Source organism: Gordonia otitidis NBRC 100426 (assembly GCF_000248075.1).
Taxonomy (GTDB): Bacteria; Actinomycetota; Actinomycetes; order Mycobacteriales; family Mycobacteriaceae; genus Gordonia; species Gordonia otitidis.
On sequence record NZ_BAFB01000076.1, the window covers coordinates 55,403 to 82,120 of the forward strand.

Annotated in this window: 12 protein-coding genes and 2 pseudogenes; 7 read left to right on the forward strand and 7 right to left on the reverse strand. The window is 65.2% G+C overall.

The features are described 5' to 3' along the window. The 3 genes and pseudogenes from GOOTI_RS07225 (at position 1) to GOOTI_RS07235 (ending at position 2,582) form a co-directional block, all read left to right on the forward strand. Entirely contained in the window at positions 1 to 663 is a 663-nt protein-coding gene (locus GOOTI_RS07225; RefSeq protein ID WP_007237910.1) for a sigma-70 family RNA polymerase sigma factor, read from the forward strand. Then, positions 656 to 1,492: an anti-sigma factor gene (locus GOOTI_RS07230; RefSeq protein WP_039993712.1), complete on the forward strand. Its 837-nt coding sequence runs from the start codon at positions 656 to 658 to the stop codon at positions 1,490 to 1,492. Before GOOTI_RS07225 ends, GOOTI_RS07230 begins: the two co-directional genes overlap by 8 nt. Positions 1,493 to 1,588: 96 nt before the next feature. Next, positions 1,589 to 2,582: pseudogene (locus GOOTI_RS07235) on the forward strand (alpha/beta hydrolase-fold protein). Between the two features lie 51 nt (positions 2,583 to 2,633). On the opposite strand, the pseudogene GOOTI_RS25035 reads toward GOOTI_RS07235, so the two are convergent. Beyond that, positions 2,634 to 2,970: pseudogene (locus tag GOOTI_RS25035) on the reverse strand (helix-turn-helix transcriptional regulator). Positions 2,971 to 3,261: 291 nt separating this feature from the next. Between GOOTI_RS25035 and GOOTI_RS07245 the strand changes: the two are divergent. Together GOOTI_RS07245 and GOOTI_RS07250 are read left to right on the forward strand one after the other, a co-directional pair. After that, a complete protein-coding gene (locus GOOTI_RS07245) occupies positions 3,262 to 4,008 on the forward strand; it encodes an acetoacetate decarboxylase family protein (protein WP_007237914.1) in 747 nt (248 codons plus the stop codon). A 77-nt stretch (positions 4,009 to 4,085) separates the two neighbouring features. Next, positions 4,086 to 5,099: a pirin family protein gene (locus GOOTI_RS07250; protein WP_007237915.1), complete on the forward strand. Its 1,014-nt coding sequence runs from the start codon at positions 4,086 to 4,088 to the stop codon at positions 5,097 to 5,099. A 74-nt stretch (positions 5,100 to 5,173) separates the two neighbouring features. On the opposite strand, the gene GOOTI_RS07255 is transcribed toward GOOTI_RS07250, so the two are convergent. Continuing rightward, positions 5,174 to 5,839: a CE1759 family FMN reductase gene (locus GOOTI_RS07255; protein WP_007237916.1), complete on the reverse strand. Its 666-nt coding sequence runs from the start codon at positions 5,837 to 5,839 to the stop codon at positions 5,174 to 5,176. Then, positions 5,836 to 6,951: an LLM class flavin-dependent oxidoreductase gene (locus tag GOOTI_RS07260; RefSeq protein ID WP_007237917.1), complete on the reverse strand. Its 1,116-nt coding sequence runs from the start codon at positions 6,949 to 6,951 to the stop codon at positions 5,836 to 5,838. The genes GOOTI_RS07255 and GOOTI_RS07260 overlap by 4 nt, the downstream gene beginning before the upstream one ends. Before the next feature lie 191 nt (positions 6,952 to 7,142). On the opposite strand from GOOTI_RS07260, the gene GOOTI_RS07265 reads away from it, so the two are divergent. Beyond that, a complete protein-coding gene (locus GOOTI_RS07265; RefSeq protein WP_007237918.1) occupies positions 7,143 to 7,649 on the forward strand; it encodes an MTB12 C-terminal domain-containing protein in 507 nt (168 codons plus the stop codon). Between the two features lie 182 nt (positions 7,650 to 7,831). Next, the gene (locus GOOTI_RS07270) at positions 7,832 to 8,416 is read left to right on the forward strand and encodes a DUF4190 domain-containing protein (protein WP_007237919.1); all 585 of its coding nucleotides are present in this window, start codon (positions 7,832 to 7,834) and stop codon (positions 8,414 to 8,416) included. Between the two features lie 46 nt (positions 8,417 to 8,462). On the opposite strand, the gene GOOTI_RS07275 is transcribed toward GOOTI_RS07270, so the two are convergent. From GOOTI_RS07275 to GOOTI_RS07290, 4 genes are all read right to left on the reverse strand, one after another. After that, a complete protein-coding gene (locus GOOTI_RS07275; RefSeq protein WP_007237920.1) occupies positions 8,463 to 8,768 on the reverse strand; it encodes a hypothetical protein in 306 nt (101 codons plus the stop codon). A 286-nt stretch (positions 8,769 to 9,054) separates the two neighbouring features. Beyond that, complete coding sequence (locus tag GOOTI_RS07280) at positions 9,055 to 9,312, reverse strand: MbtH family protein (RefSeq protein ID WP_007237921.1); 258 nt, start codon at positions 9,310 to 9,312, stop codon at positions 9,055 to 9,057. Between the two features lie 125 nt (positions 9,313 to 9,437). Next, positions 9,438 to 15,146: a non-ribosomal peptide synthetase gene (locus GOOTI_RS07285; RefSeq protein WP_007237922.1), complete on the reverse strand. Its 5,709-nt coding sequence runs from the start codon at positions 15,144 to 15,146 to the stop codon at positions 9,438 to 9,440. Next, a partial coding sequence (locus tag GOOTI_RS07290; RefSeq protein WP_138985204.1) for a non-ribosomal peptide synthetase occupies positions 15,139 to 26,718 on the reverse strand: 11,580 nt, incomplete at its 5' end. The genes GOOTI_RS07285 and GOOTI_RS07290, both read right to left, overlap by 8 nt.

The window sequence follows — 26,718 nt, forward strand, 5'->3', positions numbered from 1 at the left end:
ATGGGCCGAATCGCCACACAGACAACGCGGCGTGGCTACCGTGGTGGGGTGACATCCGGCCACGCCTCGACGGGAGACGGCGACGATCGTCCCGCGGGCGCCACGTCGGAAGCGGGCGCACTGCGCGAACTGTTGTCGGCATCGGCCGGCGGTGATCGGGCAGCATTCGGTCGGCTCTACGACCTGACCAGCGCGCGGATATACGGACTGGCATTGCGCGTGATCCGCGACGTCCACTACGCGGAAGAGGTCGTGCAGGAGTCCTACCTCCAGTACTGGCAGAAGGCAGGCGAGTATCAGCCGTCGCGCGGTTCGGTGATCACGTGGATGATGACGATCGCTCATCGCCGGGCCGTCGACCGGGTGCGCACCGAGGAACTGCAACAGCGCAAGGCCGCAGAGTACGGCGCGGGCAACGTGAGCACCCCGCACCCGATTCCGCTCGAGGTGGTCGTCGACCGCGAGGAGACCCGCGAGCTGCGTACGTGCCTCGACCGACTGACAGAACTCCAGCGCGCCAGCATCGAGATGTCGTACTTCAACGGCATGACCTATCCCGAGGTCGCGGCGATCACCTCCACGCCGCTGCCGACGATCAAGTCGCGCATCCGCGACGGTCTCCGTCGTCTCAAGAAGTGTTTGCACGGTGATGGCGATGGCTGACACCGAGTGGCTCGACGACCACATCGAGTTGTACGCGATCGACGCGCTCCCGCCCGCCGAGAACGAACGTGTGCGCCGGGAACTCGACGATCTCAGCCCCGTCGAGCTACGGATCTACCGCGCCCGCATCACCGACGTCCGGTCTGCGGTCACCGACCTGGCGAGCGGATTCGCGCTGGCCGCACCGACAGAGCTGCGCGAGACGGTTCTCGATCGGGTGTTCACCGCCGACAGCGCCCCCGACCACGCAGCCGAGATCGGCACCGACCGGGACCCCGACAGCGACTCCGGCCCCGGTGACGACTCCGGCCCCGGCGCCGACGGGACGTCGACCGTCGTCGCGCTCGACCACGCCAGAAACCGCCGCCGACGCGTCTCACTCGCAGTCGGAGCCGCAGCGGTCACGGTGGCGGTCGCGCTCGGCGCGGGTGTACTGATCGGACGGTCCACAGCGCCGGAGTCGACGCCGTCGACGACGACCGCCCAGCAGGTGTCCGACATCCTCGCCGCTCCCGACGCACGGTCGACGGTCTCGCCGCTGGCCGACGACCGGGGCACAGTGACCGTCGTGAGCTCGAAGTCGGCCAACCGCGCAGTTGCGCTGCTGCGTGACCAGCGCAATCGTCTCGCGGCAGACCAGACATTCCAACTCTGGCTGATCGGCAAGTCCGACAAACCGGTGTCGGCAGGTCTCGCGGACGGCGCGGGAGCGGGAGCGCCGGTGGTCATCGACGCGCTCGACGCTTCGCGGGTTCTGGCGGTGACCATCGAGCCACAAGGCGGATCCCCGCAGCCGACGAGCGCTATTCTGACCCAGGTTCCGTTGTAACGTCGGCGCACGGGTGGCGCGTCATACGGTACTCAGAGACGTCGGGTTCGCCGTTGACTGCGACCCCGGACCGCCGATACCGATCGCAGGAGAATGATGCGTCGACAGCACTTGATCTGGCTGATCCTGGGACTCACGCTCGCCGCGTTCCTGGGAACGACGACGCCGGCGCAGGCAGCGCCGACGTCGAGCATCGTGAGCTCAACCGATGACTCCCCCCAGCAGGTCACCCTCATGGTGCACAGTGCGTCGATGGACCGCACCATCCCGGTCACGGTGTTGACCCCGAAGAATCGCACGCGACCGGCTCCCGCTCTCTATCTGCTCAACGGCGCAGGCGGCGGGGAGGATTCGGCCACCTGGAACGCCCGCACCGACTACAAGAAGTTCTTCGCCGACAAGAACGTCTACGTCGTGACCCCGATCGGCGGCGCCTTCTCGTACTACACCGACTGGCAACGCGACGACCCTGTCCTCGGCCGCAACAAATGGCAGACCTTCCTCACAAGAGAACTGCCACCGTTGATCGACAAGCGTTTCCCGACCACCGGAAAAGTGGCGGTCGCAGGGATCTCGATGGCCGGCACCACGGTGTTCAATCTCGCCCTCGCTGCGCCGGGGATGTATCGCTCGATCGCCGCATTCAGCGGCTGCGCACGTACAAGCGACCCCGTCGGCCAGCAGTACATCCGCTTCGTTGTCGAGAACCGCGGCGGCGGCAACATGACCAATATGTGGGGCCCGCTCAACGGCCCGGGTTGGCGCGCAAACGACCCCCTACCTCAATGCGGCGAAGCTTCGCGGCACCAAGGTCTACATGACCGCGGGCACAGGACTTCCCGGTAAGCACGAACAACTCTCGGACCCTGGAATCGACGGTGACCAATTCGCCCTGGGCAACCAGGTGCTGCTCGGCGGCGCGATCGAATTCGGCATCGACCAGTGCACACGCCAGATGGCGACCCGTCTCGCCCAACTCGGCATTCCTGCACAGGTCAATCTGCGTCCCGTCGGCACCCACTCGTGGGGCTACTGGCAGGACGACCTACACCAGACCTGGCCGTCGATCGCTCGCGATATCGGGGCGTGAGACGCAGAGGGTGACAGGCTCGGCGCCCACGACGTCGGGGGCACCGATACGTCACCAGAGGTCGAGACTGGTGTAACCGTCCTGGAGCGCGGGCGAGCAGGTGGGTCTTGGTCGGTGCGGGCCGGCCGGCCGCTGTGTACTTGGTGCGGATTCGCGCGAGATGGGTGCTCACCGTCGACGCCGAGATGAACAGTTCGGCGGCGGCGTCCTCTTTCGACTCGGCACGCAGCCAGGTCAACAGCACCTCCACCTCGCGACGCGACAGCACGGGCCTGCGCGACGCATCCGCCTCGTGGCCGTGGCGGTAATCGTCCATCCTGGCGATCTGAGTGGGGACGACTGCACGCGACACCCCGCCCCGATCAGACGAGATGGTGTGCGCAGGCACAGGTGCTACTCCCCCACGGGGCACACTGGCCTCAGGAACTACGGTCACGAGTACGTCCTTCTACATAATGTCTTCACGACACCGATCCCCGACACTCAGCAAATGATAAGGATCGACTCTGACATATCGGTAGTCCCTTAAATGGGGTCTTTGTTGCATGTGCAACCACCGCCCCCTGAGAAGGTCCTCGATGCCACGTTCTCGCCCCCGCTCATCAGGCGATATGCAAAACTGGAACACGTTCTCATCGGCTCGAGATGCTGAACGTTCCGGTTCTGCGAAAGGCGGCCCATGCCCTCCCCATCGACCCACTCCGTTCTCGGCACGACGGTGACGATGCCCGTCGAGATCAGGGACGCGCGGTGCGTCGCAGCGGGCTTCACCGCCGATGCCGATGCGATGGCGAGCATCATCAACACGTCCGGCGCCGACGGACTGCGTCCGCTTCGGCTACGTCCGGGCCGTGGTGTCGTGATGCTGGTCTTCGTCGACTATGTCGACGGAGACCTCGGGCCGTACAACGAATTCGGCGTGTGTCTGCTCGTCGAGGATCCCGCGACGCCCGCATCACCCCTGCGCGCGCTCGGATCGATAGCGCGCGGTGACGCGCACGCCCTCATCCACCGACTGCCCGTCGACGGCGAGTTCACACGCGAAGCGGGGCGCGGGATCTGGGGCTTTCCCAAATTCCTCGCCGACTTCGACGTCGATCACGACGGTTCGCGCAAGCGTGCCAGCGTCGCGGAGGACGGCAGGCTGATCGCGTCACTCGAGACCGCCCCCGGTATTCCGGTGCCCGCGGCGTCGGGCGCCACCGATCTCACGGCGTATTCCTGCCTCGACGGCCAACTCAGGTCGATTCCCTGGCGCCTCGGCTCCCTGCGTGGAGTTCGCGCCCGTGTCGGCGGCGCCGGACTGATCCTCGGCGGACATCCGATCGCCGACGAATTGCGCGGTCTCCGGCTGAGCAGGCACGCACTGATGACGATGTCGGTGGACCACCTTGCCATGACGTTCGGCGACGCCACAGACCTCTGACCGGGCGCGGGCCGGTCATCTGCCCGTTGGTTCATAGACTGGCGTCATCAGCCCCGACGGTCGGAGACGCACACACCATGAGCAACCTGGAAACGCACCCCACAGAGATCGACTGCCGGACCGACGTCGAGAACGCCGATCCCGATCACGACGGAACGCTCCGTGTCGAGGTCCTGACCGCGCGTGATGTGCCACTGGGAGGCCCGCGGGCGATGACCGTGCACCGCACGCTTCCGCAACGCGAGCGTTCGCTGATCGGCGCCTGGTGTTTCGCCGACCACTACGGGCCGGACGACGTCTCGGTGACCGGCGGAATGGACGTCCCACCCCACCCGCACATCGGACTACAAACGGTCAGTTGGCTTTTCACCGGCGAGATCGAGCACCGCGACACCATGGGAAATGTCGCGATGGTACGTCCCGGCGAGCTGAATCTGATGACCTCGGGACATGGAATCGCCCACACCGAGGTGTCGACACCGGACACCACGGTGCTGCACGGTGTGCAGTTGTGGGTCGCGCTCCCCGCGGATGCCGCGAACACCGGGCGCGATTTCGCCCACTACGTACCGCCCACCGTCACCGTCGGTGAGGTGAGCGCGCTGGTCTTCCTCGGCACCCTCCTCGGCGATACCTCCCCGGTCGAGACCTTCACACCGCTGGTGGGCGCCGAACTGCGAATCCCCTCGGGAGCGGAGATCACCATCGACATCGACCCTGCCTTCGAACACGGATTCCTCGTCGATTCCGGCCGGGTCACCATCGTCGACTCGTCGGCGGGCCCACTCGAACGGACGGAGCTGGGGTACCTCGGAACCGGCGCCGAGACAGTCACGCTTGCCAATCGCGGTGACGATCGAGCACGAGTCATCGTGTTGGGCGGCGCGCCGTTCGACGACGACATCATCATGTGGTGGAACTTCGTCGGCCGCACGCACGAGGAGATCGTGGCAGCGCGCGAGGAGTGGATGGCCCACAGTGACCGCTTCGGCCAGGTACAGGGCTACACCGGTGAAATACAGCATCTGCCCGCCCCCACACTGCCCGGGACACGACTACGCGCCCGGGAGAACACTCCCGGGCGCGCATAGTCTTTCGGTTTCCGCCGTCTGTCGATCCCGCTTGTGTCGATCCCCGGCTTCGGCGGATCCGACACGCCGAGCGGTCAGTCGCCCGCCAGTAGGCGCGCGAAGTTGGCGATGCCCGCTTCTTCGCCCGCGTGCGCGCGCTGCTCCGCGTGATCGGGCTCGGATGTCTGCGGCGTGGCAGCCCGTGCGCTCGATCCGACCGTCAGCAATGCCGCCAATTGTGTTGCGGCGCGGTGGATTCTGTCTGTCAGAGTCGCGGTGTCACCCGATGTACCAGCCCAGTCCTCCGATGCCGCGTAGACCCCGGTCGGTACGACCACGGTGCGCAGATAGCTGAACAACGGGCGCAGCGCGTGGTCGAGGACCATCGAATGACGTGGGCTGCCGCCGGTCGCCGCGATCAGCACCGGCTTGCCTGCCATCGTGTCGACATCCACGAGGTCGAAGAACGACTTGAACAGTCCTGAGTACGAGGCGTTGAACACCGGAGTGGCGACGATCAATGCGTCGGCGTCCTGCACGGCACGAACGGCGTCTCCGGCTGCCCCGCCGGCAAAACCCGTTGCCAGCGAACGGCCTACGTCAACGGCCAGATCGCGCAGATCGATGACCCGCACGTCGACCGACAGACCATGAGACTGCAGTACGGCGACGGCGTCGTCGGTGAGCCGGTCGACGAGCATCCTCGTCGACGACGGCTCGCTGAGTCCGGCGTTCACCGCAACCAGGGTCACCGAGTTCATGCGTTCACCTGTGCTTCCTGCTCCGCCTCGGCCAGGCTCTGCGCGTCGCGGGCCGCGACGAGCGACTGATGCGTCGGAGCGTCCGGAACGTCTGCGGGGCGACCCTCCGCGAATCCCTTGCGGAGTTCGGGGAGCACCTCGCCGAGTTCATCGAGCTGTTCGAGGACGGTCTTCAGCGGCAGGCCGGCGTGGTCGACGAGGAACAGCTGGCGCTGGTAGTCACCGAACGTCTCGCGGAAGGAGAGCGTGCGGTCGACGAACTCCTGCGGGCTGCCGACCGTGAGCGGTGTCTCGCGGGTGAAGTCCTCGAGCGACGGCCCGTGCCCGTAGACCGGCGCGTTGTCGAAGTAGGGCCGGAACTCCCTGACCGCATCCTGCGAGTTCTTCCGGATGAAGAACTGACCACCGAGACCGACGATGGCCTGGTGGGCCTTGCCGTGGCCGTAGTGCTCGTAGCGCTCGCGGTAGAAGTCGATCAGCCGCTTGGAATGCTCGGCAGGCCAGAAGATGTGGTTGGCGAAGAAGCCGTCGCCGTAGTAGGCGGCCTGTTCTGCGATCTCCGGGCTCCGGATCGACCCGTGCCACACGAACGGCGCGACGTCGTCGAGCGGGCGCGGCGTGGACGTGAACGACTGCAGCGGGGTCCGGAACTTGCCCTCCCAGTTGACGACGTCCTCGGTCCACAAGCGATGCAGGAGGTGGTAGTTCTCGATGGCCAGCGGGATTCCCTGACGGATGTCCTTGCCGAACCACGGGTACACCGGCCCGGTGTTACCGCGACCGAGCATCAGGTCGACGCGACCGTCGGCGAGGTGCTGCAGCATCGCGAAGTCCTCCGCGATCTTGACCGGGTCGTTGGTGGTGATCAGGGTCGTCGCGGTGGACAGCTGCAGCGTGCTGGTCTGCGCTGCGATGTAGGCCAGCGTCGTCGTCGGCGACGACGAGAAGAAGGGCGGATTGTGATGCTCACCGAGGGCATAGACGTCGAGGCCGATGTCCTCGGCCTTCTTGGCGATCGCCACCGATGCCTTGATGCGCTCGTGCTCTGTCGGCTCGACTCCCGTCGTCGGGTCGGCCGTGATGTCGCTGACGGAAAACAGTCCGAACTGCATTGTCATGCCTCCTGGAATGACGGATACGAAACCTTTCACTGGCCATAACCGGACCAGAGTCCGCTTAATTCCCCGCCGACGGTACCGCAGGAATCCTCCCGAGGCAGGCCGGACACCGTGGGTTAGTGTGTCCTTACAATCGCGTCGTCAATCAATCGCGGCGTCGACCACTCACGTCGTCAGGAGTAGCAATGAAGCTTCGGAAGTCTCTCGCGGCCGCCATGATCGCGGGCGCCGCCCTTGTCGCGGTTGCGGGCTGTTCGGATTCGGACAGCGCCAGCGACACCGTGGCCAGTGCCACCAGCAAGGTCACCGAGGCGACCAGCCAGGCAGCCGCAGCGATCGCGGGACTGACCAACTCCGACGCCCAGGACATCCTGCGCAAGGCAGTGGACTCGAACACCTCGTCCGACGATCTCGAGAAGGTCGTGGACACCAGCAACCCTGTCACCAAGACCGCGATCCAGGCCTACGCCAAGGGCGCCTCGGCCGCCGGCTACGGACCCGACGTCTACACGGTGACCGAGGTCAAGAAGACCGGCGACGACAAGGCCGACGCGAGCGTCGAGGTGAAGAGCCCGCACTCCTCGAACCCGGCCAACATCACGCTCTCGTACGTGAAGGTCGACGGCGACTGGAAGCTCTCGGGCGACGCCGTCACGCAGCTGAGCTCGATGATGGGCCAGCACGGGGGCTGAGTCCCGCTCGTCGGGCAAGATCCAATCGCCCCAATGCAACGCGACTGCGCCGTCCCACGTACAGCGGGGCGGCGCAGTCGGCATCTGCGTGGAGGGTGGGGGAGCGACTGACCGACGTCAGCGCGGTTCTCGCCGCGGAGGTCACGACACACAGGTCGGTAGACTCGTCGCGAGGAGGGCCGATGCGTACCGAACACCCGACCGCACCGATCGAACCGACGCTCACAGATCGCTACCAGCGGTGGCCGTCGTCGAACGATCTCGACTCGATGTCTCTGCCCTGTCCCCCCGGGGCCGGCACGGAGCCGGACGACACGGCCCGCACCACACCACGTACCCGAAGCCGTGCCCATCGTGTGCCGGTCACCGGACTGCGCGACACGAGCAGAGATGCTCCGATCCCCGAGGTCGGCGACTACTGGGATGTCGCGCACGGTGATCGCGTCAGGTACGACCCCGTCGCACTCACCCCGTCGCGGGTCGCCCCGATCCGCCTACTGCCGCACAACACTCGTCCCGCACCCCTGGCGACGGCGTCGCTGGTGACCGCGCTGGCGGCATTGCCACTCATCCCGGTGCTCGGGATCGGCGGCGTTGCGGGTGTGCTGTCGATAGCGCTCGGAGCCGCGGGCGTTCGCCAGATCAACCGTCAGCAGGGCCGCTACCACGGGAGTGCGCGGGCGATCACCGGCATCGTGTTCGGGACGATTGCGACCCTCATCGGCATGCCGATTTTGTTACTCGTGTTGCTGGTGGCCGGCGTCTGATGCTCGGCAAGCGGTGCGAGGGGCTCTTACCGTCCACCGCAGGCGATCAGCCGGCGACGCGTAGATGTCCGCTTGACGGTGGCAGGTGGCGCGCAAGCCACTCGATGATCTGATCGACGATCATCCCCTGCTCGTCGGGGCTTTCGAGTGCTGCGACGGCGGGGATGGTGTGCATGATCGCTGCGTACAGCGCGGACTCGCGCGACATTCCGTGCTTCTCGACGACGGGAGCGTAGGACGCGATCGCGTCGTCGAGTCCTCCGTAAGTGACCACATCGTCTGCAATGCGCACGGCGGGCAGCCACGGCGTCACTCTGGCCCGCGACTGGATGTCACTCAGCAAATCGTCCATCAACCGCTCCCCCACGGAACACTGTCTTGGCATTTCGATCACCGTCTCCCTGCCGAGCGGCAGCTCAACGATTTGTCAAGCATCCCTCGCTCATAACGAATTGAAAACCAGGCAGGTCATTATGTGACTCAGATTACAGTAGTCTGACCAGCCGACATATGAACAGGTTAACTTCAGTGACGGGCGTTATCGGGTGGGGTTGTTGATGCTGGAGTGAAAGTGAGACTGCGGCGTTACCTTGACAGACTGGGTATGGTCGCCGCCCTCAGCGCACGCAGACCGTTGATCACTGTCCTGCGGTGTCGTCGCCTCCGGAGTTCTGGGCAGCGGCCTTGTCGGCCTCCATCGCCTCGATCAAACTCTTGGGTCGCAGGTCGGTCCAGTTCTGTTCGACGTACTCCAGGCACGCAGCGCGAGAGTCTTCGCCGAACACCTTGGTCCAGCCTGCAGGAATGTCGGCGAATGTCGGCCAGAGCGAGTGCTGGTTCTCGTCGTTGACCAGCACGAAGAAGCGACCGTTCTCGTCGTCGAAGGGGTTGGTCATGGGTTGCCCTTTCTAGCATTCAGATAGCACTTATTAGTACAGCCTAATGAGATCCGGTCCGACCGGTTTTCCCTGCGCCCTTCCGGCTTCCCTGGCCGGAAGCAAACGCTCAGAAGTGTAGCGCGTCATTCACTGCCGTCCGCCCATCGCAATGCTGTCTCGAGTTCGGGGCCGATGACAGCCAGCGCGGCCTCGTCGGCGAGACCTAAATGGTGGGTGTCGATGTCGACGTTGCGAATCTGCCCGGTGACATACGGCCGCCACGCCTCGGCGACGATGGCTGGGTCGTCTTTGTCCGCGGTCGCGGTGAAGACGAGCATGTCTCCCACGAACGTCGACGGACGGAATCGCGCGACGACTACTTCTGCCGCGGCGAAGCTCTCCATGATGCGACCCACCTGGTCATCCTCGATCAGGCCCATCCCCGACAACTGCGCGCGTACGATCTCGGCGACCTGATCGGGCGTGGCCGCCGTCACGTCGGCGCCGAGATCAAACAAGTCACGCCAGCCGCCGAGGATGTCGGCGACGAGCTCTCCGTCCGGTTCTGCAGCGTGGCCCGTCTCCGTCGAATGCTCGTCCGATTCCAGGGGACGGGCGTCCATGACGCCGAGAAACGCCACATGTTCACCCTCGTCTTGCAGGGTGGTCGCCACCGCATCGGCCAGCACGCCGCCAACCGACCAGCCAAGGAGATGGTAGGGACCCGTCGCCCTGACCCGACGGATCTCGTCGACATAGCGTCGAGCGATCTCCTTCGCGTCGCTGTTGATCGCCTCGCCGGTCACGACGTACGGATCCTGCACGCCGTAGATCGGCCGATCAGTAAGATACGGTGCAAGTCCGCCGTAGAACCAAGCGAGCCCACCCGCGGGATGGATACAGAACAACGGTGGCCGCGTACCCTGTGTCCTCAGCGGCAACAAGACCGAGCCGACAGAGCGATCCCCCGCCTCCACTGCTCTCGCAATGCCACGGACTGTCGGATCACGGAAAAGCGATACCAACTCGATGTCGAAACCACATGTCTCGCGCAGGCGCGCCACCAACCGGGTCGCGGACAGCGAGTTGCCTCCGAGTTCGAAGAAGCTCGTGGTCGCCGAAACGTGCGGTGCCTCGAGGATCTCCGCCATGATCTCGGCGACCGCCAGCTCGGTTTGTCCCTCGGGGGCCACGTAATCGCCGACAATCGCGTCGGGTTCCGGCAGCGCTCGGCGGTCCAGCTTGCCCACCGGCGTGAGTGGCAGTTCATCGAGTACCGTGACCGTGTCCGGAACCATAAAACCCGGAAGTCTTTGTCCTGTAAACGCTTTCAGAGAATCGGTGTCCAACCCGGGATCGCTGACCACATACGCTGCCAGCGCGGTCGTCACGATCCCGCCGACGCCGACGACCACTACCGACCGCACGCCGGGGAAGCTACCGATCACGGACTCGATCTCACCCAGTTCCAGGCGCAGGCCACGCAGTTTGACCTGGGTGTCGCTGCGGCCGAGATAGTCGACAGCGAGTTCGTCGCCGACCCTGCGCCATCGCACCAGGTCGCCCGTTCTGTACATCCGCTCGCCAGGCCGCCCGAATGGGTTGGCCACGAATCGTTCCGCGGTCAGGCCAGGGCGATCCAGGTAGCCCCGGGACAATGCGCCGCCGCTGACATACAGTTCCCCGACGACTCCCTCGGGCACCGGTTGCAGTCGCGAATCCGCCACGACCAGGCCAACACCCGCCAGTGGACCTCCCAGCAGCACCGGTTCGCCCGCGTCCATCGGCTGCCCGATCGTCACGCCAATAGTCGTCTCTGTCGGCCCGTAGAGGTTCTGCACACGATGCACCGGCGCCCACCGGTCCACCAACAACTGCGGAACCGCCTCGCCCCCCGCATAAACCGTGTGGAGGGTGGGCAGGGCAGACGGTATGAGCGTCGAGAGTACCGACGGCGTCAGGAATGTGTGAGTGATGCCGTGCCTGATCATGTAGTCCTGCAACTCGATTCCACCGACCGCGCTCTGCGGGCGGTACACGAGTGTGCCGCCGGACATCGTGGCGAGCAGATATTCGAGGACGGACGCGTCGAAGCTCGGTGAGGCGAAACCGAGCACCCGGGCCGCGGGATCGGCATCAGCGCGTCGTATCTCCTCGGTGCCGAAATTCGCCAGTCCGGAGTGCGTGACGGCGACTCCCTTCGGACGACCAGTGGAGCCCGAGGTGTAGATGACGTAGGCCACGTTGTCGACGCGTATCGGAGCGGCGCGGTCAGCGTCGGAGAGAGGACCGTCACCGAACGAACCGATCCCGGCCTGGACTTCCTCCGAATCTGTAGCGATCCAGATGAATTCGGTCGAGGAAGGCAGGCCGTCGACATGTGCGAGTCCGAAGTGGGCTCCGGAATCGGCGATCATCGCCGAGACTCGCTCGGCCGGATAGCCCGGATCGATCGGAACGTAACCCGCGCCCGTCTTGGCGACGGCCCAGATCGCGGTCAGCAATTCGGTCGATCGGTTGAGTGCCAACGCTACGAGCGTCTCCGGGCCCGCGCCACGTGCGATGAGCCAACGCGCCAACCGGTTCGACTCCCTGTCGATTTCGGCGTAGGTGAGCTGACTGTCGTGGGAATCGACGACAGCGACATGGGACGGCCACCGACGTGCCGCCTCGGCGAAAATGTCGGGAAGAAGTACCGCGGGAGTGGCGGAACCTCCGGTCACCGTCGCGGGCTCGACCGCGTCGGCCAGCGCCACACCGCCGACCCCAACCGTCGGTGTCGCGGTGACCTCGTCGAGAATCCGGACGAGTTGCCGTGCGAATCGTTCCACGGTCGCCGGGCGGAACAAGTCGGTTGCATAGATCACCGATCCCCCCCAATCGCCCTCCGGCGCAGGAGATACACCCACCAGGAGGTCGACTTTCGCCGAAACCGATTCCGTGGGCATCGGGCTGATCGTCAGCTCACCGACGGTTGTGGAGTCCAGGTCCGTTCCGGCCAGTTCGACGCTGGTAGCCCCGTCAACGGTCAACCACACCTGAGCCAGGGGCGCGAACGCCTCCGACCGAACCGGGCCGACTGCGTCGACCACCGTCTCGAACGGCACGTCACCGTGCGCGAAGGCGTCGAGGTCCGTCTGCCGCACCCGATCGAGAAGATCCGTGAAGCTCTGCTCGGGCACGACCGCTGTCCTCAGCACCAGAGTGTTGACGAACATACCGATCAGTGGTTCGAGCTCACGTCGGTCACGCCCGGCGATCGGCGTGCCGATCGCGAGGTCGTCGGTTGCCGACAAGCGTGCGAGTAGAACGGCGAGCGCGGCATGGAGAACCATGAACGGCGTCATCCGGTGACTTCGTGCGACCTCCTCGACGCGTCGAGCCACATCGGCGGGGATCACGAAGTCGGTTCGCGCACCACGTCCCGTCGCGATCGCCGGCCGTACGGTATCGGTCGGGAGCTCCAACACGTCCGGCAGTCCTGTGAGTTGATTGCGCCAGAACGCCAGTTGCCTGCCGATGATGGACTCGGGGTCGGCGGGATCTCCGAGCACGTCATGCTGCCAGATTGCGTGGTCGGCCACCTGCACGTCGAGATCCGGCAGACCAGCGGGATCACCCGCCACCCGCTGCGCATAGGCGGTCACGAGATCACCGACGAGTGGGCGCAACGACTCGCCGTCGGAAGCGATGTGGTGCAGCACGAGCGCGAAGACATACCCACCGTCGCCGGTGTCGAGCAGACGTGCCCGGATCGGCCACACCGTCGAGAGGTCGAATCCCGCTGTGGCCGCCCATTCGATGTCGTCGCCGGTGGTGGCCGCAGCAACGTCGAGCATTGACGGAATGCGTGACACGTCATGGACTCGTTGGAATGGGACACCCGCAGAAGCGGGGAAGGTGGTGCGCAACACCTCGTGTCGCGCGACGACGTCGGCAACAGCTCCCCACAGCGCATCAACGTCGAGCACACCGGTCAGCCGCATGACAAGCGGGATGTTGTAAGAACCGGACGTGGGGTCGAACCGGTTGATGAACCACATTCTGGTCTGTGCGTGTGACAGCGGTATCTCGTCAGGCCGTGACTCCGCGCGGACCACGGCGGGTAGTGTGCCGCCGCGTCCGATGGTGGACGCGAGCGTGCGCACCGTCCCCGCCTCGAAAACGTCGCGGATGGTCACGTCCACGTCGAATGCGTCGGTCGCCCGCGCCGCGATACGCATCGCCGACAGCGAGTTACCTCCGACGTCGAAGAGCGAAGCGTCCGCCGAGACCCCATCGGTGCCGAGTACTTCATCGAAGATCGCCGCGAGCCTTTCCTCGGCCGGGCCCGTCGGGGCGACGTGATCGACCGCAGCGATCTGCGGCTCGGGCAACAGTCGGCGCGCAACCTTGCCGGAATTGTTCAACGGCATTTCGTCGAGCAGAACCCACGCGGTGGGCCGCATGTATTCGGGCAACGAACGCGCGAGTTCGTCGTCGACGAGACGCATGTCCACCGATGCAGGTGTCACGTAACCGACGAGTTGTTCACCGGCGCCAGCGTTGCGAACCGCGGCGGCGGCATTGACGACGCCGGGACACGACGTCAGGACCGCCTCGATCTCCCCTAGTTCGAGGCGCTGCCCACGGAGTTTGACCTGGAAATCGTTGCGCCCCAGATATTCGAGCTCACCCCGGGCGTTCCAGCGCACACGATCTCCCGTGCGATACAGCCGACTCCCGACTGGTCCGAACGGATCCGCCACGAATCGAGCCGCAGTGAGATCTGATTGACCGGCGTAACCGCGCGCCACCTGCACGCCGCCGATGTACAGTTCGCCGGGCACCCCCTCGGGCACCCACTGCAACCACGAATCGAGAACATAGGTCCGGACGCCTCTCGCGGGAGGGCCGATCGGCACGATGTGCGAACCCTCGTCCACACGCACCACACTGGTCGCGACCTCCAGCGTGGTTTCGGCCGGTCCGTAGAGGTTGACTATCGATGCCCCGACGAACGTCTCCTGCGCGGCCTTCGCCACGGCAGGCGTCAACGCCTCGCCTCCGGACATGACGACGCGCAGTGCGTGGGAATCGGCAAGTCGCATACCGACTTCTTCGACGAACGCCGCGAGCACCGACGGAACGAAGTGAACGACGGTGACCGCTTCGCGTATCAAGAGATCGGCGAGATACCTGGCGTCAGCGTGCCTTCCAGGCTCTGCGACCACGAGCGTGCCACCCACGACGAACGGCATGAACAGTTCCGTCACCGAGGGGTCGAAGGTTATCGGCGTCTTCTGAACGAACACGTCTGTTTCCTTGAGCGTGAGTTCGTCTCGGGCACTCTCGAAGCGATTGACGACCGACCTGTGCGAAACTGTGACGCCTTTGGGTACGCCCGTGGACCCGGAGGTGAACAGGGTATAGGCGGGGTTGTCCGCGTGCAGCGTCTCGCATCGTGGCGGTTCGAGAGCCTCGTTCGACCGGGGAAGCGCTCCGCTGCAGTCGATCTCGACGAGGCCGACGAGATCACCGAGTGTCTCGCGCACATCCCCCGAACCCGGCCCCACGAGCGCCACGCGTGCGCCGGTCGCACTCACCGTGTCGTGGATTCGGTTCTCGGGTGCGCTCGGATCCATAGGCACATAGCACCCGCCGGCGGCGACCACAGCATGCGCGGCAACGACCAATTCCACCGACCGCTCCACGGCCACCACCACCGCCACTTCGGGGCCGACGCCTCGATCCCTCAACCGGTCTGCATACGCCCGCACCCATGTCCTGAACTCCGTGTACGAGACGCGACGGCCTGCGAATACCAGGGCGGTGGTTTCGACGTCGTCGGCGATCGTCAACAACTCAGTCATCGTGAGGCTCTCCTGTCGACGCATCTGATCCTCCCGATGAACGCGACCTCGGCAAGCCGTCCACCCGTGTGAGGCGACGGAGGGTGCCGTCCGTGACCGGCGGTCCCCCGTCCGACCATTGCGCCAACTGCTGCCGCTCCTGTTCATCGATCAGCGGGGCCAGTGCGACCGGAGCATCGGGATCCGCGGTCAGCGCTGCGAGCATCGTGACGAGTTTGGCTGCCATGTCGCGAACCCGCTTCTCGTCGAACAGATCAACCGCGTAGAGCAACGATCCGGTCCAGTCGCCGTCCTCGGCGGCGTGCACCTCTACCGTGACATCGACCTGCGCGGGCACGAAGTCGACAGCAATCGGCTCGACGCCCAGACCGCCGGTGTCGTCGGCCGCAATCGCCGGTGCGGGCTCGGTGAACGCCAGCATAACCTGCGCGAGGGGCGCGAACGACTGAGAGCGTGTGGGGTTGACCCGTTCCACCACGGACTCGAACGGAACGTCGGCATGTGCGAAGGCACCCAGGTCGGTCGCGCGTACCCCTGCCAACACGTCACGGAACGAGAAGCCGAGCGACAAGCGCGTCCGGAGGACGAGAGTGTTGACGAACATCCCGACGAGCGGGTCCAGCACGGCACGGCCGCGGCACGCAACCGGCGTCGACACCACGACGTCGTCGGTATCACCGAGTCGAGCGAGCAGCACCGTCAGCGCGCTATGGATCACCATGAACGGGGTGGCGCCCGCCTCGCTTGCCAAAGCGGTCACTCGGGCAACGATCGGTGCGGGGAGGTCGAAATCGACACGCGCCCCCACATGGGTTGCGACCTCGGGGCGCGGGCGATCGGCAGGCAACTGTAGGACATCCGGCACATCGCTCAACTGCTTCTCCCAGAAGCGTAGTTGCGTCCCTGCCACGGATGCGTCGTCATCCGGACTCCCCAGCACCTCGTGCTGCCAGATCGCAAAATCGGCGAACTGCACAGCCAGCGGGGGGAATTGAGGTTCGTTGCCTGCTCGTCGGGCCGCGTAGGCAATGGCGAGATCTCCGATCAGCGGTGCCATCGACTCGCCGTCGGCGACGATGTGGTGCAGGACGGCCGCGAACAACAAAGACCCGTCGCCCTGCCTGCACACCCTGATCCGCCACGGGGGTGCGACTGTGCTGTCGAAACCCGTCCCGGCAGCCTCGGCGATCTGCGCGGCGCTGCCCACAGTGGCCCAATCGGGCGCAGCGGCAGGGTCATCCGACGACAGGATCACCTGCCGCGCACCGTCGTTGTCGCCCGGAAAGACCGTTCGCAGAATCTCATGGCGTTCGACGATGTCGGAGACGGCGGTGCGCAGGACATCGACATCCACGTCGCCGGACAAGCGCACCACGATGGGGATGTTGTACGTGGCCTCGTTCGGCTCGAACTGGTTGATGAACCACATGCGTTGTTGCCCGAACGACAACGGGATTCGGTCTGGCCGCGGGCTACGAGCAGTGATCTCGCCGAGCGCAGGGCGTCCGCCCCGCTCGGGGGAAGCGAGCTCGCGTACCGACGGCGCGTCGAACAGGTCCCGCACCGACAGGTCGGCCCCAAGGATCTCGCCGACGCGAGCAGCAACTCGCATGGCCGACAACGAGTTGCCCCCGAGGTCGAAGAAACTCGTGGTGACCGAAACCCGATCGACACCGAGGACGTCGGCGAACGCGTCGGCGATCCGGCGCTCGATCTCCGACTCGGCCGCGACGAACTCGCCGGCCTGCGGAGCCAGCGGTTCCGGAAGTGCCCCGCGGTCGAGCTTGCCCACCGGCGTGAGCGGGAGATGGTCGAGCACCATCACCGCATCAGGCACCATGAAAGATGGCAGTCTGGTCGAGGCGAACGCCTTCAGGTCTGCGACGTCGATGGTCTGCTCGGCCACCAGATACGCGGCCAACGACGTTGCGACGCTTCCTCCCACACCGACCACGACGACCGAACGCACGCCCGGGAACTCGCCGAGGACCGCCTCGATCTCACCGAGTTCGAGGCGCAGGCCACGCAGCTTCACCTGTCCGTCTTCACGCCCGAGGTACTCGAGCACCGGTGCCCCCTCGGAGTCCCGGCGACACCGCACGACATCACCGGTCCGGTACATCCGTTCGCCAGGTTTGCCCAGCGGATCGGCCACGAAGGACGCCGCGGTCAGATCCGGACGACGAAGGTATCCGCGTGCCAGTGCCCGTCCACGGATGTAGAGATCTCCCGGCAGTCCGAAGGGAACGGGCAGCATACGGGCGTCGAGAACCAGGAAGTCCACCCCGGCGATCGGGCCGCCAAGGCGGACCGGGTCGGTTGCCGACATCGCGGCACCGATGGTCACACCAATGGTGGTCTCGGTGGGCCCATAGACATTCTTCAGTGGAAGATAGTGCGACCACAGGTTTTTCAGCGTTGTACTGATTGCCTCGCCACCGGCGAACACCGTGCGTAGCGACCCTACCCTTGTCGGATCGATTGTGCCGAGAACCGTCGGGGTCAGGAACGTGTGCGTCACGGAGTGGTTGAGGATGTAGTCCTCGAGCAGTGTGCCACCCACGGCGTCTGCCGGCCGGTAGACCAGCGTTCCGCCTGACCGCGTGGCGAGCAGGTACTCGAGCACCGACGCGTCGAAACTCGGTGACGCAAAACCCAGTACGCGAGAGTCTGGCCCGGCTGCCCCGCCCCGGATGATCTCGTTGGCGAAGTTCACCAGGCCCTCGTGGGTGACTGCAACCCCTTTGGGTCGTCCGGTCGACCCCGACGTGTAGATCACGTACGCCACATCTGCAGTCGATGGCCGACGACGGGCAGCAAGCGCACTCAGTGGGGCTTCGTCGGCTCCGCCGTCAACAGCGAGCACCGTGTCCTCGACCAGTGTGACCCACGTGGTGGCCTCGGGGAGACCGGTCACGTGTTCGACGGTGAGGCCTAGTTCTGCCTGCGCGTCGTCGAGCATCAATCTGACGCGGTCCGCCGGGTAATCGGGATCGACGGGCAGATACGCTGCGCCCGTCTTGGCTACGGCCCAGATCGCGGCCAGGAGCATGGTGGATCTCGGAATAGCCAGCGCCACAAGAGATCCAACACCGATTCCACGTTCGGAAAGTTCACGCGCCAATCGGTTGGACACCGCGTCGAGATCACGATAGGTAAGGCAACGACCAGCAGCATCGGTAACAGCGGTACGTTCGGGCCAGTCACGAGCAGCCTGGCCGAACACCTCGGACAGCAATACGGCGTCGGCGCCCGCTCCCCCGCCGACGACTCCGGATTCGTCTGCGGCCAACGAGATGTCGCCGATCAGTCCATCCGGACGTGCCACTGCGGCGGCCAGGATGCGACGCAGGACGCTCTCGAAGACCTCGATCTGCTCGCCGTCGAAAGCCTCCTCCAGGTACTTGAGGGTGAGGACGATGCCATCGGGACTCGGCGAACCCGTGAGATTCAACGGGTAGTGCGTGGAGTCCGCGGTCTCCACCCCGACTACCGGCAACGCGCCTTCGGCAACCTCGGTCAACGCTTCGGAATTCACTGGATAGGACTCGTACGCGCTCAGGGTGTCGAACAGCACGGCGTGCGATGTCAGGGACGTCAGTTCCGAGAGTCCGAGATGCTGGTGATCAAGGACCCGGACCTTGTCGGCCTGTATGGACGACAATACGTCTGCGATGCTCGCGGCCGGGTTCACGTCGACGACCGTCGGCACAGTGTTGATGAACAGCCCGACCATCGTCTCGACTCCGTCAAGATCGGCCGGTCGACCCGACACGGTCTCACCGAACGTGACGACCCGGTTACCGGTCAGTCGCGACAGCAGTACGGCCCAGGCGAATTGGAGTACCGTCGCCATGGTGACACCGCGCTCTCGTGCGAGCGCGTCGAGTTCGCGGCTGCATTCCGCACCCAACGCGAACCGATGGTCGCGAGGGGTTCGGGTTGCTCCACCGACGGCATCGGGCACCACGAGCGTCGGCTCCGTGACCGCTGCGAGAACCTCTCCCCACGCCTTGATTCCCGCGTCGTGGTCGGACAGGGCCAGACGCTTTGTGTACCGGCCGAATCCGTCGCCGCGATCGCCGAGTTGTGCCGTGTACGTGGCCCCCGTCGCATACAGCGAAAGCAGATCCGCCAATACCAGGGGCCCCGACCATCCGTCGAACAGGATGTGGTGGTTGGTGATCACGACGCTGATGCCAGACGCGTGATGCACCGCAACCACTCGCATCAGCGGTGGCCGAGTGAAATCGAAGGGAATTGCCGTCTCTCGTGCTGCGATAGCCGACACTTCCTCGGCGGTCGAGCCGGCGGAGGCATCGATTCCGATCTCACGCCACGGGACATCGACCTCGTCGACGACCACCGCGACGATGGCACCGCCGCGCGTCCTGACGAACGACGAACGCAGCGCGGCATGATGCGCCACAACACGTTCGGTGGCCTCACGTAACCGATCGAGATCGACCCCACTCCGCAGATGAAGCACTGTCTGCGTCGAATACACGTCGACGTCACCCTGCGTGGACGACACCCGATCGGCCTCGAAGTAGAGTCCCGACTGAAGGGGTGTGAGCGGCCAGATATCTGCTCCGGGATAGCGTTCGGCGAGTTCGTCGAGTTCTGTCTGAGTCAGTTCCACCCCGGGCACGTCGGAGGGTGACAGACCGACGTGTCGACGTTCGGCCACATGATCAACGATGGTCTCGAGCTCGGCAGTCCACCTGCGCACGATCTCTCGTACATCGCTTTCGGTGACCAGACGGGACACATATCCGACATCGATCGTCATGTGTCGGCCGTCCGTCCCTGGCACCACGCCGACGTTGATGGCGATGGCATTCTGCGCGAGCATCGAACCGGAAACCGTCGCGGGCAGAGCGGGTGCGGCGGGATCGGGCATGAGATCGGTTGGGCTGAAGCCATTCTCCGACGAAGCCCGCGCACCGAGGTAGTTGAACCCGACGGCCGGGAGGGCACGGTCGGCAAGCGCCGAATCCGGCTGCCGGAGCAGACCGAATCCGATACCGTTATCCGGCAGCGCGACGCGCTCTTCCTTCGCCGACTTGATCGCGTGCACGATGTCGGGACCCGGGTCGATCAGCAACGGTGCGATGGTGGTGAACCATCCAACTGTTCTCGAGAGGTCGGATCGACGTGGCCGGGAGCCGCGTTCGGTGACCGCTTCGTAACGTCCGTGGCCTTCCACCTGGATCGGCAATGGCAGCTGTTCACGGTCATCACGACTGCGCATCCAACCGGAAAGCGCACGTGCCAGCGCACCCAGCAGAACATCGTTGACGTTGCCTCCGAACGCCTCCGGGACACGGGTGAGAAGTACCTCGGTCACGTCCGGTGCCACCGTATGAGTCGACGACGCCACCCCGGACATCCGGTCGACATTCCTGTCCAGAAGTAGGCGTACATCATCCGGAGCCGGTAGCCTGCGCGTCCAATAGGGTACTTCGTCCTGGCGTCCTGGCGCCTGCGCAGCCAAGGCATGAGCCCATGCACGGGAGGTGGTCACCTCTCGCCGCAGCGATACGTCGATGCCCCCGGCACGCTGCGCCCACGCCGTCGCCAGGTCCTCGATGAGGACCGGCCACGAGACCGCGTCCACCGCGAGGTGGTGGACAACCAGTACAAGTCGTGACACCCCCTTGGGCCCGAACACCAGTACCGCACGCAGGAGCCGACCGCGGGTCGGATCGAGGTCAGCGGCAGCCTCGGCGTGTGCCGTACGCAGGACGTCGGCGAAATCGGACGAGTCCGCAGACACCTCGGTGACGAATGTCGACACCGAGCTCGTGGGATCAAACCCGACGCGATCAAGCGTCCACGTCCCGCTCTCCCGACTCAACCGGCTACTCAGAGAGGGATGGTTCTCGACGAGATCGCCGAGAACCGTACCCAGCGCCTCCTCAGTGATCCGATCAGACGCAAACAGGACGGCTGCCTGGTTGAAGTCGGCGAAATCACCTGGTTCTGTTGAATGTTCGATCATCCAGGAAACGATGGGCAACATCGACGACGAGTCGTCAATGACGTCGTCGGTCAACAGCGGTGCGCGATGGTGGTCGGCTGCGGCGGCACGGACCATTGCCCGCACGGTGCGATGCTCGAAGATGTCGCGCGGAGTGAGCACGATTCCCGCAGAGCGGGCAGCGGAAGCCAACTGGATGGACATGATGGAATCGCCACCGAGTGCGAAGAACGACTCCCTCACGCTCACGCGCTCGATCCCCAGAAGCCCGCAGACGATCCCCGCCAACACTTCCTCTGTCGCCGATTCAGGGCCGACGTAGTCGTCAAGTGCGGCCGGATCCGGTTGTGGCAGTGCGCGCACGTCCAACTTTCCGCCGGGTGTCAGCGGCAGTCCGTCGAGCACCACGATCCGGTGCGGAACCATGTGTCCGGCCAGCCGTGCCGCCGCGTCCGCGGTCAAGTGGTCGACGTCGATCGCGGCACCTGGTATCGGGACGACGTAGGCCACTAGGCGAGTTCGTTCCGACGCATCGCTGCGTCCGACGACCACTGCGGTTGCCACTGTGGGGGATGCTGCGAGGACCGACTCGATCTCGCCCAGTTCGACTCGCTGACCGTTGATCTTGACCTGATCGTCGGCTCGACCGGCGAAAACGAGGTCGCCGTTGACGTCGATTCGGGCAAGATCGCCCGTTGCGTACATGCGATCACCGGCGTTGGCGCTGAACGGGTCCGCGACAAACGCAGTCGCGGTGAGCCCCGGCCGTTGGAAGTAGCCGCGCGCCAGCGAATCGTGGGCACCGAGATACAATTCGCCGACCACGCCAGTCGGCACAGGATGGAGGCGTTGGTCGAGGACGTAGACCGCGACACCTCGGATCGGGCGTCCGATGGTGACCGGCCGGCCCGGCAACGACAGCGCCGTGGTCGACCAGATCGTCGCCTCAGACGGTCCATACAGGTTGAACACCTCACGACCGTCAGTCGCCCACCGTTCGACGAGTTCGGGCGGACACGCCTCACCGACCGTCATGAGGTTTCGGACGAACGGGGCCCGTGCGGGGTCGACGGTCGCCAGTACCGTCGGGGTGATGACCATGTCGGTGACCCGGTCACTCTCCAGAACGTGGCCGAGGGCGTCGCCTGCATAGTCCGAGGCGGGTGCAATCACCAGCGTATGACCGCGACCCAACGCGTAGAGCATCTCGAAGAACGCTGCGTCGAAACTCGGTGATGCGACATGCAGGGAACGCGAGATCGTCTGCCGCTGCCCCGCGGATCTGTCCGCAGCCGGCTGGCCGCCACCTGCGATTTCCCCGTCTGCGATTTCCCCGTCTGCGATTTCCCCGTCTGCGATTTCCCCGTCTGCTGCCAGCAGGTTGGCAATTCCCCGCTGGCTCACCGCGACTGCTTTCGGACGACCGGTCGTGCCAGACGTGTAAATGAGATACGCCAGATTGTCTATCCGTGGAACCCCACGTAGTTCCGTCGGCGCGATCGGGCCGTCATCGATCCCTTCGACGAGGGATTCGAGTTCGAGCCACCTGCACGTCGAGCCGAGGTCGTCGCGGTACCTTGTGTCGGTCAATCCGATGCGCACACCCGAGTCGCTGATCATGTACTCGATGCGCTCGGATGGGTATCGCGGGTCGATCGGCACGAAGGCCGCTCCGGCCTTCAACACCCCGAACGCAGCCGCCACCGAACGCATCGACCGTTCGATGCCGATTGCGACAACGTCCTCGACACCGATGCCCTCGCCGATCAACGCTCGCGCGATCGCATTGGTCCACCGCTCGAAGTCGTTGTAGGAGAGCTCTTCTCCTGCACTCACGAGCGCCGTACGTACCGGGTCGATCGTACGTCGGGAGAGCAGGTCGACCAGTGTGGCCGGACCGCTCACCCCGCCGTCCTCGGCGGGATCGACCGCCCCAGTGGAGTTGCGTCCTACCGAGGTAATCGACGCTGCCGATTCACCAACCACATCGATGTCGCCGACCGCGATCTGTGAATCTTCGACCATTGCCCACAGCACCGACTGCCACACCGACACGAAGCCGTCTATCGATCGCTCGTCGAACAGCGCTGTGGCATAGGTGATCTCGACAGCCATCGGGCTGTCTGCGGTACGGTCGGCGACCGCCATCAACAGATCGAGCTTCGCCGCGTCCTCATGGACCGCCAGTGGTTGCACGGTGATACCGCCCACGGCCACCTGCGCGTCCGGGGCCCTGCGCGCCGCATCGACATGTGTGAATCCGATCTGCGCGAGCGGTGCGTACGCCGTTGCCCTGTCAGGAGCCAACTCGTCGACGAGATCGTCGAACTGGACGTCTGAGTTGGCAAACGCGTCGACGTCGGTCGCGCGGACCTCGGATAGGAAGTTCGCGATGGTCTCGCCACCCGATAACCGGGTGCGCAACAGCAGGGTATTGACGAACATCCCGACGAGGTCATCGGTGGCCGGGTCGGTCCGACCGGCAATCGCCGAACTGACGACAACGTCGTCTGTTGCGGCGAGGCGCGCGATCGTGATCGCAAGCGCCGCATGCGTCACCATGAACATGGTGAGTCCTCGGTCACGGGCAAAGGTCTCGACGCCTGAGGCGAGGCGGTCATCGATATCGGCGCGCAGCACGGCTGCGTCGGTGACCATCACCGCGGGGCGCGGCCGGTCCATCGGTAGGTCGGTGACCTGCGGCAGATCCGCCAGCTGCGCGCGCCAGTACGCGCGTTGAGCACCGACCCCTTCGGCACCGGCCCCGCGCGCAACCCGCTCACGCTGCCAGATGGCGAAATCGGCGTACTGGACTGCGAGCCCGGGCAGGGTGGCGTCTGAGTACCCGCTGCGGTACGCATACGCAGCAAGCAGATCGCGCAGGAAGATCGTGGTGGATTCACCGTCGAACGCGATGTGATGGACAGTGACGACGACGTCGACGGTCGCGCTGTCGACACGCCGCACTCTAATTCTGCTGGGCAATGTCTTGGTGAGGTCGAATCCCGTTGTGGCCGATGAGAACATCTCGTCGTCCGACTCCACGACCGCCCAATCGAGTCGAGAGTCGGCATCCGAGGGGTCCAGTATCCGCTGTACCGGACCGGCACCTTCGACCGGATAGACGGTGCGCAATACCTCGTGACGCTCGACTACGTCGTCGAAGCTCCGACGCAAAACGTCGACGTCGAGGTCCCCACGCAGGCGTACCGCCATCGGGATGTTGTATGCGCCCGACGAGGTATCGAACTGGTTGATGAACCACATCCGCTCCTGCGCGGAGGACAGGGGAATACGCGCGGGTCGCGGCGCCGCGACAAGTGAACCTGCTCGCTGCGAGCGACCGTCGAGTGCGGCGCACAGGGCACGGACGGACGGATTGTCGAAGACGTCGCGTACCGACACCTCGACGTCGAGAGTCACGCCCACCTGTGCGATCAACCGCATGGCGAGCAGTGAGTTGCCTCCTGCGGCGAAAAACGACTCGGTGACGCCGATCCGCTCGAGTCCGAGTAGTGTTGCGGCGATTCCGGCAACCGATTCTTCGGCCGGAGACGCAGGCGCGACGTAGGTCTCATCGACATCGTGGAACGAGGGCGACGGCAGTGCCCTGCGATCGATCTTGCCTGCGGAGTTGAGCTTCAGATCGTCAACCGTTACCCACAGCGAGGGCCGCATGTACTCCGGCAGGCGCTGGGCAACCGCTTCCTCCACGAGGTCCAGATCGACCGACGACGGTGAGACGTAGCCGACAAGATGATCGAGACCACTCGGCGCAGAAGCCACCGCTGCGGCGACATGGACCACACCGGGTACTGCCGCGACGACCTCTTCGATCTCCCCGAGCTCCAGCCGCTGACCGTGAAGCTTCACCTGAAAGTCCGTGCGTCCCAGGTATTCCAGCTCGCCGTCGGTGTTCCACCTGACCAGGTCACCGGTGCGATACAGCCGGGAGCCCGGCCCGTCGAACGGATTGGCGACGAACCGTTCGGCGCTCAGTCCTGGGCGAGAGGCATAACCGCGCGCGAGTTGGACACCACCCAGGTAGAGCTCGCCGACCACGCCGACCGGCACCGGCGTCAACCGGCCGTCGAGCACCCATGTCGAGGTGTTCCACACCGGAGCACCGATGGGGATGCTGGCTTCCTCGGGCACGACGTGATGGGCGGTGACGTCGACGGCCGCCTCCGTCGGACCATAGAGGTTGTGCATGCGGACATCGGGTAGCGACCCGAGGACGGCATGAGCGGTCGAGGACTGGAGGGCTTCGCCCGAGGTGAACAGCAGGCGCACGGTCGCGAGATCCGCCAGGCGATCGGCCACCACGTCGCCGAATACCGACAACATCGACGGAACGAAGTGCACCGTTGTGATCTGTTCGGAGACAATGAGATCGGCGAGATAAGCCGGGTCCCGGTGGCCGTCTGGCCGCGCGAGAACCAACGCACCGCCAGTGACGAACGGCAGGAACAGTTCCCATACGGAGACGTCGAAGGTGATCGGTGTCTTCTGCAGGGTGCGGTCGTCGGCACCGATCGCGTACTCGTCGGCCATCCACAGCAGACGATTGACGATTGCGCGGTGACTGACCGTCACCCCCTTGGGTTGTCCCGTCGAACCCGAGGTGAACAGGGTGTATGCGGGGTGGTCGCCGCGCAGGGGCGCCAGGCGGTCGGCATCCGAAACCGGTGCTACGTCGGCGGCGATCTCGCCTGATGCGTCGATTCCGAGTACTCCGTCGGGCAGCACAGATGTCAAGGCGTCGGGAGTACTACCTGCACGTACCAGCGCGAGACGCACTCCTGCGGTCGTCAGCATGTACTCGATCCGCTCGGGCGGCGCAGACGGATCGACAGGTACGTAGTGGCCGCCCGCGGTGACGATCGCGTGAATGGCGATCAGCATCTCCGGCGACCTCTCCATCACGACTGCCACACCGATCTCGGGGCCGATCCCCTGCCGGATGAGTTCGCGGGCCAACAGGTGCACCCGAGCCGAGAACTCGCCATGGTCGAGCGAATGCCCGCCATGGACCAGCGCGGGCGACGATGTCCGGCAGGCTGCCGCGGCGGTGAGCAATTTCGGAAGAACGGCCTGCGAGTCGATCTCCTTCGCCGGACCGTGTGCGAACCGATCGATGGTGCGTGTCTCGTCATCGGTCAGCACACGCGCAAGCCCCACCGCCATACCGGGTTCGCGCACCACGGCGTCGAGTACGGCGAGGAACCGCTGGCACATCTGCGCGACGAGTTCACGATCGAACAGCGCCGTCGCATAGCGGACGGCTCCGTCCCATCCGCCACTCCCGTCCTGTTGCCCCGAGATGGAATCCGTTGGCCGTGGGACGACAACGAACGTCAGGTCGACCTGGACCGGAAGCTCGTCTGCGGTGAACGGCTCGAACGAGAGGTCCGTCGCGGGCAGTTCCAATCGTTCGACAGAGCCTGCCGGGTCGACGGAGAGCATCACCTGCGCAAGCGGGGCAAAGGACTCGGTCCGAACCGGGCTCACCGCGTCCACGACAGATTCGAACGGCACGTCGGAGTGGGCCATGGCGTCGAGGTCGGTAGCGCGCACGCGGCGGAGCAG

Bases quoted from the DNA above. Each gene is read 5' to 3' on its own strand.
- GOOTI_RS07275 (WP_007237920.1), bottom strand. From the start codon at position 8,768: ATGGACGATTTGCTGAGTGACATCCAGTCGCGGGCCAGAGTGACGCCG.
- GOOTI_RS07260 (WP_007237917.1), bottom strand. From the start codon at position 6,951: ATGCAGTTCGGACTGTTTTCCGTCAGCGACATCACGGCCGACCCGACG.
- GOOTI_RS07230 (WP_039993712.1), top strand. From the start codon at position 656: ATGGCTGACACCGAGTGGCTCGACGACCACATCGAGTTGTACGCGATC.
- GOOTI_RS07225 (WP_007237910.1), top strand. From the start codon at position 1: ATGGGCCGAATCGCCACACAGACAACGCGGCGTGGCTACCGTGGTGGG.
- GOOTI_RS07255 (WP_007237916.1), bottom strand. From the start codon at position 5,839: ATGAACTCGGTGACCCTGGTTGCGGTGAACGCCGGACTCAGCGAGCCG.
- GOOTI_RS07245 (WP_007237914.1), top strand. From the start codon at position 3,262: ATGCCCTCCCCATCGACCCACTCCGTTCTCGGCACGACGGTGACGATG.
- GOOTI_RS07285 (WP_007237922.1), bottom strand. From the start codon at position 15,146: ATGACTGAGTTGTTGACGATCGCCGACGACGTCGAAACCACCGCCCTG.
- GOOTI_RS07280 (WP_007237921.1), bottom strand. From the start codon at position 9,312: ATGACCAACCCCTTCGACGACGAGAACGGTCGCTTCTTCGTGCTGGTC.
- GOOTI_RS07270 (WP_007237919.1), top strand. From the start codon at position 7,832: ATGCGTACCGAACACCCGACCGCACCGATCGAACCGACGCTCACAGAT.
- GOOTI_RS07265 (WP_007237918.1), top strand. From the start codon at position 7,143: ATGAAGCTTCGGAAGTCTCTCGCGGCCGCCATGATCGCGGGCGCCGCC.
- GOOTI_RS07250 (WP_007237915.1), top strand. From the start codon at position 4,086: ATGAGCAACCTGGAAACGCACCCCACAGAGATCGACTGCCGGACCGAC.